8 protein-coding genes are annotated in these 15,344 nt (G+C 60.5%); 3 read left to right on the top strand and 5 right to left on the bottom strand.

Going from position 1 to position 15,344, the window contains the following annotated elements; translation table 11 throughout:
• Nucleotides 1-28: 28 nt before the first annotated feature.
• Nucleotides 29-2,224, bottom strand: a complete 2,196-nt coding sequence (locus TPR58_RS05965) for a formylglycine-generating enzyme family protein (RefSeq protein ID WP_346245711.1) — start codon at nt 2,222-2,224, stop codon at nt 29-31.
• A gap of 254 nt (nt 2,225-2,478) precedes the next feature.
• Complete coding sequence (locus TPR58_RS05960; protein WP_346245710.1) at nt 2,479-4,761, bottom strand: TonB-dependent receptor; 2,283 nt, start codon at nt 4,759-4,761, stop codon at nt 2,479-2,481.
• Nucleotides 4,762-5,208: 447 nt separating this feature from the next.
• Between TPR58_RS05960 and TPR58_RS05955 the strand changes: the two genes are divergently transcribed.
• Nucleotides 5,209-5,949 (top strand): helix-turn-helix transcriptional regulator, encoded by a 741-nt coding sequence (locus tag TPR58_RS05955; RefSeq protein WP_346245709.1) that lies wholly within the window; start codon nt 5,209-5,211, stop codon nt 5,947-5,949.
• Nucleotides 5,950-6,243: 294 nt separating this feature from the next.
• Here the strand turns inward: TPR58_RS05955 and TPR58_RS05950 are convergent, their stop codons facing one another.
• The gene (locus tag TPR58_RS05950; RefSeq protein ID WP_346245708.1) at nt 6,244-8,514 is read right to left on the bottom strand and encodes a TonB-dependent receptor; all 2,271 of its coding nucleotides are present in this window, start codon (nt 8,512-8,514) and stop codon (nt 6,244-6,246) included.
• A gap of 301 nt (nt 8,515-8,815) precedes the next feature.
• Between TPR58_RS05950 and TPR58_RS05945 the strand changes: the two genes are divergently transcribed.
• Nucleotides 8,816-10,018 carry an aminotransferase class V-fold PLP-dependent enzyme gene (locus tag TPR58_RS05945; protein ID WP_346245707.1) on the top strand — a complete coding sequence of 401 codons (1,203 nt, stop codon included), beginning with the start codon at nt 8,816-8,818 and terminating at the stop codon, nt 10,016-10,018.
• Nucleotides 10,019-10,171: 153 nt separating this feature from the next.
• Here the strand turns inward: TPR58_RS05945 and TPR58_RS05940 are convergent, their stop codons facing one another.
• A complete protein-coding gene (locus TPR58_RS05940) occupies nt 10,172-11,146 on the bottom strand; it encodes an ornithine cyclodeaminase family protein (RefSeq protein WP_346245706.1) in 975 nt (324 codons plus the stop codon).
• A gap of 343 nt (nt 11,147-11,489) precedes the next feature.
• Between TPR58_RS05940 and TPR58_RS05935 the strand changes: the two genes are divergently transcribed.
• Entirely contained in the window at nt 11,490-12,692 is a 1,203-nt protein-coding gene (locus TPR58_RS05935) for an MFS transporter (RefSeq protein WP_346245705.1), read from the top strand.
• Nucleotides 12,693-12,749: 57 nt separating this feature from the next.
• Here the strand turns inward: TPR58_RS05935 and TPR58_RS05930 are convergent, their stop codons facing one another.
• Entirely contained in the window at nt 12,750-14,966 is a 2,217-nt protein-coding gene (locus TPR58_RS05930) for a prolyl oligopeptidase family serine peptidase (protein WP_346245704.1), read from the bottom strand.
• Nucleotides 14,967-15,344: the final 378 nt, after the last annotated feature.

Genomic DNA, 15,344 nt, shown 5'->3' with positions numbered 1-15,344 from the left:
CGCGAGCAACCGTTGGCGCAAACCATTCTCAGCTACGGTTTTCCCCGACCGCGTCCGCAGCACAGCGAAATCCGATAAACGCCGAACGGTCCTTCGACGGCGCCATCAACAGCAGCCGCGCGTGCTCGGTATTGCGATATGCTTGCGGAAAATACCAATAAGCGCCTTGCGGCTGATAATAGCTTCCGCCCCTCAGGATAGCCGATCTTGTATGCTCGTCGCGATGCTCGTCTGTCCACTGCCAGACAGTGCCGACCATGTCCTCGACACCAAACGGACTCGCGCCCGATGGATGCAGGCCCCGCGCGTCGGGTGCGCGCGGGTTTCGGCTCTTGTCCGGTACGGGGACCGCATCAACGCGCCAGTCGTTGCCCCAAGGATATACTCTGCCATCGCTGCCTTGCGCCGCGTATTGCCACTCCCATTCGCGAGGAAGGCGCTTACCGGCCCAGGCGCAATATGCACGCGCATCCTCGATCGAAATCCAGGTGACCGGTTTAGCCTCCGCGCCGACCGGAAAGATCCCACTGCGCCAATCCAGAAGAAAATTGCCGTCGTCCTTGGGTTTGTATCCGCTCGCGAGAAACCGGCTGAAAGCACTGTTACTGACCAGATGGCGATCGATGTAGTATCGCGGGATATCCATCACGCGTTTATGCACACGGCGCGGACTATCTTCCCAAGGATATTGAACGTCGACATTCCCCTTGTCCTCCTCGATGGTCACGGCCTGCACGGAAAATACGAAGCGGCCGCCGGGAATTTCGAGCATGCCATCTGGCGGAGACGCATAGGGCTTTGTTTGGTCGATCGGTAAGATAGCCTGGGGTAAGGGCCGCCACCTATCGTCGAACTCCGAGAGCGCAGAACCCGAAAGTTGCCGCATCGTCGCCATCAGCGTGAGAATTTCCGGCGCGGGTGCCGCGCGCGTCGCGAGAATTGCCCCGATACCTTGCGCCTCGAGGTCGAAGCTCAAAAGGCGTTGTCCGTTCACGCTCGTCGGCGTCAGCTCAACGCCGTGATAGAGATCGAAATAACGCTCGCCGGATCGTTCAGGTACGGCGATCTGGGCACCAGTAACGCTGAACCCGTTGCGATTGACGATCGTCCAGAGCGTCTGGTCCTGATTTGGCCACCGGCTGGCAAACACGCCGCCCTGCTCCATCGGTGAATAGGGTTCCCACTCCTTCGTTCGAAGCATCGGGGCAATTGCTCTGGAAATGGTGGCGAAGCGGCGGATGAGCTCCGCGTCGCGCGGCGTAAGACCGTTCCAGATGCCCCACACATTCTCCCAGGTCTCGAACCCCACGCCATTGAAGAACGCGTAATGAACATGATCGACCTTACTGCGCGCCCAGCGCTCGTTGACATGAACCATGTGGCGTGGCTCAAGCCATTTGTAGCGGTCGACGCGCGGCGCGAACTCGAACCCCTTGTCGTGATAGTAACCCCAACTCATCAGATTGTTGGCAAGCATGGCGTCGTTGAACCGCAGCTCAGGCTCCAGAACGAGCGGGTAGCCTATACGGTCCGCGGCCTGGTTATAGGCCTCCGGCACGCCCGGCTGCGTATCCCCATTGATGCCGTCGGCTCCCACTTCCTTCATGACTGCCGCAAGTTCGTCAGGCCAGGGTTTGTCGGGCTTCCGGGTTCCCTGGTCCCACATCATCATTGGGAACAACACCCTCACGCCGCGGCGATGGAAGTCATCGACCATCTGCTTCACACCGGAAATGCCGCCAGGCATGGAGCGTATCATGTCGATGTGATTGCGTGCATCGATGCCGCTGTTCGGGTAAAATGGCCAAACCAGAACCGAGTCGATTCCGCCATATCGCTTGACGAGATCGTCTAGATAGCGGTCGACCGTGTAGCGGCGCGCCACAGGATCATAGAGATAGCGATCCTCCACGCCGACTTGAGCCTGAATGAAATCGTTCTGGGTCCACGCCGTGCGCGGATCGGCATAGCGATGGTCCGAATAGCCGATGTAGAAATATCGTTGGTCGCGCCACACGCGATTGCTTTCGAGCCACGCTTTTCTTTCGGCTTCACCGCAAAACCCGGAGCGATCTAATCGCAAACACGCCGGCGGGATCAGCAGGCGCTCATCGGGAGGCGCAAACTCTCCGTTCTGCGCGTGGGTGCAGCTTGCCGAGAATAGCATGGCGGCCGCGGTTCCGATCCCGGCCCATCGTTGAAAGAAAAGGGTCGCGCCGCTCATTGATTTGGCCCTCCTAGTGCAAGTGCGCAGTCGGCGACTGGCAGGCGATGGGCGAAGGTCCCGGAAACGCATTTCCGCTGCGCCCGCCACCATCGCTCAGCCATATCCGCGAGATGATGATGCCGCGTCCCTCGCCCGGTGGCCGCATCGGCCTCCGGAACGGGCGCACTCACAACCGCAGCGCGTCGCCATGACGCCGCGCCGAGATCCTCGCCCATCCCCATGAACCCGCGGCGATTTCCTTTCGGTGTGGATCAGAATCTTTGAGAGAAGCGAAGGCCGTAGGTGCGCGGCTGATTCACGTTGACGACGAGCGGATTGAAGAAGCTGTAATAGCCTTGCGCCGTCGCGGTGATCGCACGCTCGTTGGTCAGGTTGCTGATATAGAAATTGACACCGAACCGCTCCATCTCGAGACCGGCCCGGAAGTCGACAGTGGAATAGCCGGGGACCGTGTAGGGCTCAGCGATCGAGTCATAGGTCGATCCCCGATAAGCGTAGGTGCCACCGACATAGGCGCGCGCATTGTCCTGCAGTTGCCAAGCATAGCTGACATCCGCAGTCGCCGTCCATTTCGGTATGGCTGGAATACGTTCGCCTTTGACCTTCCGGACCTCAGGCGAGTCCTCGGTAAATTCCGCATCGGTATAGGCAGCGTTGCCGCTCAGGATCAGCCCCTTCACCGGCTCGAACGATGCCTGGACTTCGCCACCCTGGCTGCGGGCCGTGCCGCCATTGCCGGTGAGACCGAAGGGCCCGACATAGATGAGCGTCTGAATGTCCGTCCAATCGATACGGAAGAGATCCGCATCGAAGGTCACACGTCCGCCCAGCAGGTGCATCTTCACGCCGGCCTCATAGCTCCAGATGCTGTCCGATACGAAGAAGGGCTTGAGATCAGCAGGCGCACCCGGCGGCAGGCTACGCGCACCACCCGGCCGGTAGCCGCTCGCAGCGCGGACATAGAACATCAGGTCACGGGTCAGCCGCCAGCGGGCTCCGAGCTGATAGGTATCCGCATCTTCACCCGATGCGGTGTTGGTTTCTTCGGTGGCGCCCGGCGGCAAGCCGTAAAAGAATCCTGCCAGCACCGATGTGCTGTGCTGGTCGATCCGGCTGTGCCGATAGCCAGCGGTGACGTCGAACGTTTCCGAGAGATAGGCCGTCGCATTGATGAAACCGGCATATTCGTCGAGAGTCGCTTCAAGCCTGTTCTGCGCCAACGGGACGGACGTCGTGTCAGGCACACCAATCGGAAGATACGGAATGAAGTTCAGTGCGACGTCGGAATTGGCGTGCTGATAGAAGGCGCCTGCCTGAAACTCGACCGGCCCGAAACGATTCGACGTGAAGCGCAGCTCTTGCGAGAATTGCTTCTGACCAAGCTTGCTTTGCTGACTGGCCGGGGTGGCGTATTCGATCCCGCTGCCGGTGCCGACATAATTATATGTCAGGTCGTTCATTGCACGCGGCACGACATTGGAAAGGCCACTGGACGACAGGATGGTCCCGATCGACGTGTCCCATTTGAGCGTTGCGGCATAGACTTCGCTGCGCACGCGAAAGCTCTCGGGCGTGTAGCGTTCCTGCTTGTCCCGCCCAAACAGCGGCTTCGACGTTTCCCAATCGAGATCGACGGAGGCGAAACCATTGACGACCGAATTCTGGATCGATGCCGAGAGGTCGACACTGAAATTGTCAGTTGGCCGCCAGTATAATGCGCCGCGAACACCCCATGCCTCACCATTGTTCACCGCTTCGCGAGCGAGAGGTCCGACATTGTCGATATAGCCGGCGTCACGCCGATAATGACCGCTGACACGGACCGCGAGGTTCCCGGTGAGTGGCGTCGACGCCGATGCGCGCAGCGTCGTGCCGAATTGACCGTTGTCCAGCATATTGACCTCTTCCGAGGTATTGAGCTCGGACTTGGTCAGGCTGGGCTTCTTGAGAACATATTTGATCACGCCGCCCAGTGACGATGCGCCGTAAAGCGTCCCCTGCGGCCCCTTGAGAACCTCGACACGCTCAATGTCGTTGGGATCCAGATCGGGAGAATTCAGGCCGCTGCGCGATGCGCCGCCGGAACCGCTGATCGGCACATCATCGACATAGACGGAGACGGTTCCTGCGACGACAAGCGGCGGGATGCCGCGGATCGCGACAGATCCGTTGCCCGCCGCCCCACCGGGCTTGATGCTGATGCCTGGCGTCAATGCGATGAAGTCCGCGAGGCTCTTCGCACCGCGCTGCTCGAGTTGCGCACCGGTGACCACCGAAATCCCTTGTGGCACGGTGCTGAGAAGCTGTTCACGCTTGTACGCGGTTACGACGATGTCATTGGACGAAGGGCCAGATTGCGGCTCGTCCTGGGCATCTGTCGCCACGGGCGCGGTGGCGGTTGGATCGCCAGCGGCAACCTGTGCCATCGCCACCGACGGAAAGAACGCAGCGGCGGTCGCCAGCATCAGCGCTTTCCTCGCGTGCATGCGGTTGGCTGACAACATCACCTTGGCACTTCCGAGGGCAGCTCGCATCACACAGTTCCCCTGACCATTTTTCCTGCTGGGCGAGCACGTGGCGTTCCCGACGATACTCGACCCCCACTGCCTTACCGTCGTAACAATCAGGATCGACGTCAAGTCCATTTAGCTATTTTGTAACCTGGAAGCAGTAGCGACGTTTCTAACCGTCGCTACCGCTGCACCTCGGTATCGGACTCGTGCATTAGGCGAAATCCAGCCCGGCATATACATTTTGTCAGGCAACGCGGGGACCGAGCCGTGAGCCGGCACCAGGCCCGAGATGCTGGCCGCATGTCCAGTCAATCCGCCGTTGCAACGCAATATGGATCATGGGCTCGTCGGATGTGCGCGCAGCGCTGTTGCCTTGACAAAATGTCTGTCGCGCGGACTGTTTGCATCCCCTACCGCCCCACACATATCGTGGGCGAAACCCGAGATCGACTGTTTGAGGCATTTTAGATGGCAATCACCAAGAAGAAGCTCGCCCCTCCGCCCGAAACGGTCGATCCCTTCAGCGCGTATTTTTCAGTGGGCGAAGCCATTGCGACTCTGCTGCATCCGTTTGCCGAAGTCGTTCTGCACGATCTGCGGACGGGTCGCATCGTGCGGATATGGAACAGCTTCACGCAACGCCAGGCTGGCGACCTGTCGAACTTGAAGGGCGCCAAGGACGCTTTTCCTGACGAGGAATCCGTCCTCGGCCCTTATGAGAAAGCCCTGCCATCACAGGGTCGCACCAAGTCCATCACAGCCGGCCTTCGCAATCCCGAGAACGAATTGATCGGTTTTCTCTGCGTCAATCTCGACGTCAGCGTTCTGGACAGCGCGATAGCGACGATGACGAGCTTTGCATCGACCGAACTTAAACGGCCGGAACCCATTTACCGGAACGACCTCCAGCAGCATGTCAGCTATCTGGTTCGTGATTATTCGCTTCGCGTCAACAAGCCGATCGAAAATCTGACGCGCGCCGAGCGCGCCGAACTGGTGGGAATGGTCGATCGTGATGGCCTTTTCCAGGCACGCCACTCGGTAACCCACGTCGCGAATGCCATGAAGATCAGCCGCGCGAGCATCTACAACCTGCTCAGCAAGATTAACAAGGATAGTGACAATGGGGATGCCGAGAAGCCTTCGACCACCCCAGGAACCGCGGGCACCAAAACATCGCGCCGCCGTACAGCCCCCGGAAGCGAATAAGAGCCCCAGCCACTTGAAGGCATCCTCTGCCGCGCGCCCGGCCAGGGCAGCGGGGTGCACGGCCGACATTCCCGCCGGCGTCTGGGTTGATAACAGGATCGCCTGCAGCCCGTCGTTTGCCGGGGAAATTGCCGAATCACTGATGATTCGCGTTTCACGCTGCAGTCGCTCGATTGATGTCAGAAAAGAGTCGTCGCGGGACGGTTCTCATCCACATGGCGAGATCAACACGGAAAGGGATCGCGCCGAAGCGCGGCCCCTTTCCTGATCAAGGAAATGCCCCCCTCTACGCAGTCAGTACTTTTGACTGAGAATGATTCCGAAGGTCCGGGGCTGATTAATCGTGAACGGGTAATATGGAAGCCTGTAACTGTTGGAAATCACGCTGCCTAGCAATGCACGCTTGTCGGTCAGATTCTTCACGTAGAAATTTACAGAGAAGAGGCCGGTTTGAAAACCGGCATGAGCATTCCAGAGAGCGTAGGCATCCAGCGTACGGCGGCTTGAGTCGAGTTGGGAGGAGCGTGTGTTCCAGTCGCCCCCGAAGGTGATCGACATCGTATCGCTGACCGGTGCCGAATATTCGGCGTAGGCACCTGCTGTCCATTCCGGCACAAAATAGAGCTTTTGGCCGGGAGTCACCTGAGTGACGATATTCCCCTCGGTGAACCTCCCGTCGGTGTAGGCGAAGTTCCCCCCAAGCGTCAGACCGCGAACGGGAACATAGGACGCCTGGAACTCGACGCCCTTGCTGCGCGCCTTGCCCGCATTACCGTCCGTTGCGTCGTTGGCCACGGGCTCGAGTGCCTGGATGTTCGACCAGTCGATCCAGAAGCCGTCGAATTCGACGAGCAGCCTGCCGCCCAGGGTGCGCAGCTTTGCGCCTGCCTCATAGCTCCACAGGCTGTCAGACGTGAAGAAAGGCGCGAACCCCGCCGGTGAACCGGGCGGCACCGTTCGACCGCCTCCCGGCCGATAACCGCTTGCTGCGCGTCCATAAAGCAACAGGCTGTCCGTCGGGCGCCAGCGGACTCCCGCCAGATAGGTACTCGCATTCTCGGACGATCCGGAAGTGCTTGTGAAGGGGGTCGTCGGAGCGGTGCGACTCACAAGCACGCCAGTCCGTACACTCAGGTTGTCCGTATCGATCGAACTGTAGCGATAGCCGGCAGTGATATCGAGGCGTTCGGTGAGGTAGAAGGTGCCATTTGCGAACCCGGCATATTCCGTAAGACCCGCGGTGCGGTTCGCGATGATCCGCGGGGACACTGGCGCGATCTGTCCGCTCGGCAAGAAGCTCCGATAGCTGGCGACCTCGAACAGGTCTTCATTCTGGTAGAACCCGCCCGCCATGAACTCGACCGGACCAAATCGGTTCGAGACAAAACGCACTTCCTGCGTGGTCTTCTTGACGCTGCCGTCATAGCCACGCCCGAGCGGGGTTGCAGGACCTACAGGGAAAATGGAATTGTAGGATCTTTGAAGATCGGTTGCATCATACTGAACGGACGTATCGAACTTCGAATAGCTGGTTGCGGAGACCAGCGTGCCCGGCCCCAGGTCCCAGTTGATAGACGCCGAGTAGAGTTCAAGATCCACGCCAAAGGGCTCGGCAACGTAGCGGCGCTGTTCGAGATCACCGTAGAATGGAGCCTTCGTTGCGAGAACATAGTCTACGTTCGCGCCCCCATCCGACTTGCTGTGCTGGCGCACTGCATCCAGCCGGATCGAGAAGTTTCCTGTCGGCGCGTATTTCAGCGAACCGCGAAAGCCCCAGTCGCGCGAACGATTGGCGCCTTTACCGCTGATGCCCAGATCCGTGATATATCCGCCGGAATAGCGGTAATATCCACTCGCACGGACTGCGAGCTTGCCGGTAACGATCGGGGTCGAGATTGCAGCGCGAACCTTGACGCCGGCCTCACCGCCATCGATGAAATTCAGTTCCTGGCTCGCCGTGAGTTCGGTCCTTGCGAGATTTGGCGCCCGGGTCACATAGTGGAGGACCCCGCCCATCGAGGAAGCACCGTACAACGTACCCTGCGGCCCCTTTAGCACCTCGACTCGATCCAGATCTGTTGGATCAAGATCAACGGTAAACTGCGATCCCCGCGTTGCGGGACTAGCGGGCCCGACGGGGATATCATCGACATAGGTTGCGGTGGTGGCCCCGACACTCTGCGGGGAAACGCCCCGAATGGAAACCGCGCCGTGACCTGTGTTCCCGTAGGAATTGATCGACAGACCCGGCACGAATGCGATGTAATCAGCAATGCTGTCGGCGCTGCGGGTGGTGAGTGTGTCGCTCGAGACTGCCGAGATACCGGCCGCGACAGTGCTCAGACCCTGCTCCCGCTTGTTGGCGGTGACAACAATGTCGGAAACAGCGTCCTCGGCGGTCGCAGTATTCGCAGCCGGGCTTTGCGACTGCGCCGCCTGTCCGTCGCTCGACTGCGCCCAGGCCGCCTGGAAGGGAAGGGTCGCTGAAATCACCGCCAAAGCGCTGGCGGCGCCCAACTGCGTCAAGCGGTGACCAAGAGAAGCATCTCGTTCTCGGTTGCCCATTTCATTCCCCTTTCAAGCAGTGTGCCCGGATCCGGATATCCTGCGAGGCCATCCCATTTTTACAATGTGCCCGCATAGACACTCTGTCAATCTGGTAACCACCACCCCGGCGTGGCGCCACTCTCTGGAGCAGCTTCAGGCCACATCGCCCGCAAACCGGATTGAGGACGCATCCCTCTCAACCCAGGCCAAGGCTGGACATTGACGTTTCGTCTCCAACGACGTTTAGTCGGAAGGGCGCGAGTGGAGAGCGATTATGTTGACGAGACGGGACATCCTTCACGCGGCCGCAGCGCTCCCGGTGAGTGCATCTGCAGCTATTCGCTCGGATGCCTCAAACCAGACCGGGACCGGCAGGGCGATTGTCGCGCTGCCTGATCGGACCGCCTTTTCGCACAAGGGCGTTCATCTCAACGCAGCCTATACCCATGTTCTGCCTGATGTTGCGGCAGATGCGGGTTGGCGGCATCTGGAAACGAGGCGGAGGGACGGCTGGCGCGAATTTCCCGTCGATAACGATCGCGATGCGGCGGCGGCTGCATTCGCCGCCCTGATCGGTGCCGATCCACGGGAAATCGCGATTGTCCCGAGCACGAACGAGGGTGAGAACCTGATCGCGGCCGCTCTGGATCTCGGGCCGGGTGCCGGCGTCGTGACCGATTCTTTCCACTATAGTGCATCGCTGGCGATGTACGGAGAGCGCCACAAGCTGGGCATGCCACTGACCGTTATCGCGCCGTCCGGCGGCACGATTGACTATGGCGCCCTGGAAGCAGCGATCGTACCCGGCACGCGCCTGGTGGCGGTAACGCTCGTTTCCAGCCTGACCGGACACACGCATGATCTGCGCCGCGTGTGCGAGATTGCGCATGCCCGCGGAGCGCTGGTGTTCGCCGATATCATTCAGGCAGCGGGGGCGATGCCGATCGACGTTCGCTCCTCGGGCGTCGACTTCTGCTGTGCCGGAACTTACAAATGGTTGATGGGCGATTTCGGCGCCGCGTTTCTATACGTTCGCGCGGACCGACTGGCGCAATTGCGCCGAGTGCAACTCGGCTGGCGCGGCGTCAAGAAATACCAGATGCATGCTTTGCCAAGCCAACCACCGGGACCTGCCGGAGGAGATTGGTCGCTTGCGACTGACACGGCCGGCATGTTCGAAGTCAGTACGCCCGCATGGGGAAGTCTCACGATCGCGGTGGCGGCCATGAACTACATCAGCAGCATCGGCGTGGACCGCATAGCGCAACACCGGGCGCCCCTGTTGAGCCGCCTGCAAGATGTTCTGCCAGGATTGGGCTATACGCCGCTCACGCCACGAAACGCAGCAGGTCCGTTTGTTGCTTTCGAAAAGCCCGGGTTGCGCGAACGGCTCCAGGCAAAGCTGACGGCCGCTCAGATCGCGGTCACTTTACAGCCAGACAAGATCAGGATCGCTCCATCGGTCCACAACGGACGTGACGACATCGAGCAGCTGATCGAAGTCCTGTCGCAAGCGGCGTGAAGTGCCAGCGGGCCGCAGCGATCGGCGCCCGCGTGGCAATCCCAAGCCGGAAGTCAGCACGCAGGACAGCATCGAAGGCGATTGCGCAAGTGCGATGCAGGCCCGCGAGGATGAGTCAGGATGTTGGCCCGCGCACCAAATTCCGACCAGTACTCACCATGGCAACCGCCCATGCCATTGCCTGGCCGACGTCAACTCAAAGGCGCGCCCGGCAACGGCAATATCCTGAGCGACGTGTCCCAGAGACTTGTAAATGGTGATCTGGTCCGGTCCCTCCCTGCCCGTCGCCGCATCACCGAGCACTTCGCCGATCTCGGCGGCGATGTGATCCTCGCCAACGATGCCGGCAGCGATGGCGTCCCGAAGCTCTCCGGCTTGCAAAAGTGCATTTGCGCGTGAGTCCGCGAAATACCTCGATCGCCTGACCGCCTCGACATCAACTTCACGAGACGCGGCTGTGCTCGCTCCGATCAAATTCAGGTGCTGGCCCCGCTCGAGCCATTCGCCTCGCACAACCGCCGTGTCCGAATGCGTGAGCGTACAAACGACGTCGGCGCCGATTATCGCCGTTTGGGCGTCATTGGCGACCGTCACGGTCTTGAAGCCCCGGAGATGATTTTCCGCAAAGGTCTCCGCTTTGGTCCGATCCCGCGCCCAAATGCGGATCTCGTCGAACGAACGGACGGCAGTCATCGCCTCGACATGACGAACCGCCTGCGCGCCGGCCCCGAGCAATGCGAGCACGCGCGATTGCGGACGAGACAGGGCATCTGTTGCGACCGCCGTGGCGGCTGCGGTCCGAAGCGCCGTCAGAGAGCTCGCTTCCACGATCGCCAGCGGGCGACCGTCGACGCTGTCAAAAAGGAGCATGGCCCCCTGATGTCCGGAAAGACTCCCCCGGGCTGCTGGCTTGAACAGGCTTAACACCTTGATGCCGAACCGGTTGTCGGAGAACATTCCGCCAGGCATCAGCGCCATCGCTCCGCCGCGCTCCAGTTGCTCGACCCAACGATGGGGCGCCCAGCTTCGCGCCGCTGACACGTCGATCATCGCTGTTTTCACCAGCTTGATTGCATCGTCCATCGTCAGAAGCGCCGCCAGGTCGGCCGACCCGATGATATCGATCATGTGCGCGGGAGCTCGCGACTCCAATGATGTTTCGCGCACGAAAGTATCAGCCCGAACGTCCATCCATCCCCTGCCATTTCTAATCGAGCTGCGGTGAAACCCGGGCGCTCCGGTTGATACAACAAACATATATAGACAGTTTGTCATTTTCCAAGCACCATCCTCCCGATATCGGGTTGTCCGATTTTACCGGTCAGGCAAAATATTGACGCCGGGCAGCGGCTTGAGGTTGGAGGAAGAAGATGGTCGACCAAGGCTGGGACATCTGCCCTTACTTGCCCTGTCCGGATCGAAGCGGAGCGAGGATGCGGATCCCGGGCACGATCCCCGCGGAAGGAAAAAAATGAAGGTTCAGAAGCCAGGCGCGGCAACGATCATCTTCATCTGCTTTCTCATAGCAGTGTTTGAGGGACTCGATATTCAGTCGATGGGGGTCGCCTCGCCGGGGCTCTCGCGCGAGCTTGGCTTCTCGCCGGGCGAAATGGGCATCCTCATGAGCGCAAGCACCGTCGGGCTGATGATCGGTGCAGCGCTTGGGGGAAGGCTCTCGGACCGATATGGCCGCCGCTCCGCTCTCTTGCTGTCGATGCTCATGCTCGGGCTGTTTTCGCTCGCAACCGCCAAGGTATCGACATTCCCGATCCTGGTCACCGTCCGCCTGCTGGCGGGCCTTGGCCTGGGAGGTGCGTTCCCCAATCTGATCGCCCTGACATCCGAATCCGCTCCTCCTCGCTATCGCGCCACGGCGCTCAGCTTCATGTATTGCGGCCTCCCGATCGGCGGCGCCGCCGCAGGAGCCCTTTTGGGATTTCACGGGGGGGCGGAGTGGCGAGCGGTATTCTGGGCCGGTGGGCTCGGGCCGCTCCTGCTCCTGATCCCGATTGCGTTCGGCTTACCGGCGGCAAGCTCCAAGGCCGAGCGGACTGGCGGCACGGTTGCGACTTCATCTGAATCCGAGCGTGACGCAAAGCTGCTGGGCACTCGCTCGGCAATCACGCTGCGGCTTTGGCTTGCCTATTTCTTCACGCTGCTCGTCGTCTATCTCTTGCTGAACTGGTTGCCATCGCTGCTGGTCTCCCAGGGCTTTTCCGGCGCCGAAGCTGCCAGGTTTGCCCTGATCATGAACGGCGGGGCGGTGGTAGGAAGTCTCGTCCTTGGACGCCTTGTCGATATCGGCCGGCCGAGCATCGTCCTGGCCACGGCCTATTCCGGCATGGTCGCAGCTTTGCTGATACTCTCACTGGGCCCGAACGATGCCCTGATCCTCGGCGTGTTTGCCGCCGGCTTTTTTGTGATCGGCGGACAGCTCGTGCTCTATGCGCTGGGGCCGATGGCCTATCCGCCGGAAATACTCGGCGCCGGCGTCGGCGCCGCTGTATCCGTCGGCCGGGCCGGTTCGGTGGCGGGGCCGCTGCTGGCAGGCTTGATCATTTCCGCGGGGGTCGCGCCTGCCCTTGTCCCTGCGCTCGCTGCCCCGGGGCTGGCCGTTGCCCTTATTGCAGGCTTGGGCGTGCTTCGTCGATTACCCGATGAGCGACGCGGATAATGGCGCAAGTCACTCGAGCCTGGGGGTGGCGAGCTCGGCGGCAAGCCCCCGACGTCGCTACTTCATCAAGCTTTCAATGAAGAAGATCACCTGCGCCGCGTGCTCCTTCGGATTCGCAAACTCACTGGGGAAGCCGTGACCGCCGGTAGGCCCTTCCAAAAGCAGCGAGTCCGCACCGACACTTTGCAGCTTCGCCGCGAAGCGCCGTCCGTAACCGGGTCCAACAATTCCGTCTTCTGCCGAAACCACGGTCAACACATGGGGATAACGGATTCCGCTGCGTATATTCTGATAAGGGGAATAGCCCAGCATTATCGGGACCTGACTGGGATCCTTCGGGTCGCCCGTCTCCGTGGCCTGGCCTGCATCGATGATGCTGCCATCGTCAACGCCTCGGAACAAGTCGGTGACGGGAACCCCCACGATAGCGGCACCGAATAGATCCGGCTGCTGCGTAACCATATTCGCCGACAGCAAGCCGCCGAATGAACGTCCGAAGCTTCCGATCCTTCGGGGCGCGGTGAGGCCAGAATTCACCATGTCCTGCGCAACTGCCGCGAAATCATCGAAGGTGCGCTGCCTTTTGATGCCCTTCGCCGAATTCGCCCATGCCGAGCCACGCTCACCGCCACCGCGAACGGCGGCAAGTGAAAAAGCGCCGCCGCGCGTAAGCCAGGGAACGAGCCCCAAACCAAGATCACCTGTGAAATAGCTCGGATCCACATTTATGCCATAGCCGCCATAGCCAGACAGGATAACGGGCACAGGACCGGGTTTTGTCGTCTTGGGCTTGACCAGATAATAGTCGATCATCGTGCCGTCGCGAGATTTGGCCGAATGAACTTCGGTCACGAATTTGCTCGCATCCACCACCGGTGTGCCGCTGAACAGCGCGATCGGCTTACGGCCGGGCAGGACGAGGCTTGTCTGGGTCGGTTGCAGGAACCCGGTTTGCCGTACGATCAGGCCCGGTCCAAAATGATCATTACTCGGAATTGTCATCGCCACCCCAGGCGGAGCGGACAGTGATCGCGTGATCGACCAACCGCGCGCCGCAGGCCGAGCGATCACCAGCGTCTTCCTGAGGTCGCGGGTTTCGATGAAAGCGATTCCATCGCCGCCTCCCGCTATGCCTTCGGAGGGGTCGTTGACGTACGAGCCCTTTGCCGGCGTGTATACTGTTGATACTCGGTGGCCATCCGCGGCTTCCAGATCGTAGGATATCAGCGTGTCTGCCGCGTAGGATCTCCCCTCGATCACCGCTGTGTCAGCCAACTGCACGACAACCTTGCTGCCGGTCACAAAAGCCGTGCCGAAATTCTGAAGCCTGGTCGGAAGTTTGAGCTGCTCGATTGATCCGTCTTGTCCGGCGAGATAGAGTTCGAAGTTCGAATAGTCGATTACCCGGGTGAGAAGGCCCCGTTGGGTAGCCCCTGCGCCAATCGTCGTCGCGCTCACCATCGAGTCCAGCGGCTTGGCTGACAGGACCGGCTTGGCATCTGCTATCGGCGTGCCTCGCTTCCAAGCGACCAGCCTCTGCGGGAACCCGCTCGCCAGCTGATCAGCAGGATTGGCAACATACCCGATGATGATTGTGTCAGTATCGAGCCAAGCGAAATCGCCGCGGGTCGGCGGACTGTGGAAGCCGCCCTTGACGAACTCACCCGCGGAAAAATCAAATTCCCGATTTTCTATGAAAGAAGATCCGCGATTACCGAACGGGAGAAGGCAGCGATTTTTCCTCGGCAGGCATTGAACGTTCAGGTTCAAATACATGACCTCATACTCTTTACCCTCGCTGGCATTCAGAGCATCCATGTCGAGCACGAGCCGCCAGTCAATCGCGCGTCCGTCGGCAACCGCTCGCCGCGACGCAACGTAAAACGCGCCGGCCTTGTACTCATTGTTGCGCACGAATCGGACGATATTGTCTTCGAGCAGGAAAAAGCTCGGCGCCGGCGAACTCGCAGCGCGTGCTTGCTTGATTTCCGCCTCGACGGCAGCGAAATCCGGGCTGGCCGTAAGCCGCCGCATGGTCTCCTCGGATTGCTTCGCCGCCCAATCCAAAGCCGCGGGATCACGCCCCTTGGCGAGCCAAGTGAACTGGTCCGGCGCTGCGGGATCGCCAGCAGCCTGCGCCAGGGCCGAAGCGCCCATCGGCAAGAGCGAAAGAACGCTGGCGGCCAACATAGCTCGCACAAGTCTGCAGCGATTGACCCGGCCAGCCCGCAAAAGCGTTTGCTGACCAACTCTGCGGTTTGAAAAACTTTGCATGACACATCCTAACGCTAGCCGCGCAGCCTTATCTGTGACAATTCGTCCATGCCATCACGATGTCAACCACGATAGGGCTCTGATCGCGAATACTCGCTTCCGGTCAACGACCTTTGGTTGGGTCGAGCACATGTGGCGCGCACCATCGGGTTGGCGACCTCATGCACCGGTCACGCTTGCAGCGCCTGCACCGACATGCATCGGCATACTCCCCGGAGGCAGCGTGTGATCTGCAGAAGGTGAGATACGGCATGTTCTTACGGACCCGGGCCCTTTCCTCGAGCAGCGATGCTGCGTTCAGTTGCGAGGCCTTTGCCGTATCGCTTCTGCGGCGGTTCCGGCGGGCAGTGTCGTAACCAAGGGACAGCGGCTCCTGAT

The sequence above is a fragment of the Sphingomonas rustica genome (assembly GCF_039652585.1).
Classification (GTDB): domain Bacteria; phylum Pseudomonadota; class Alphaproteobacteria; order Sphingomonadales; family Sphingomonadaceae; genus Sphingomonas; species Sphingomonas rustica.
Note: the sequence above shows the minus strand (reverse complement) of the source record. Positions and strands in the feature narration are given on the sequence as shown.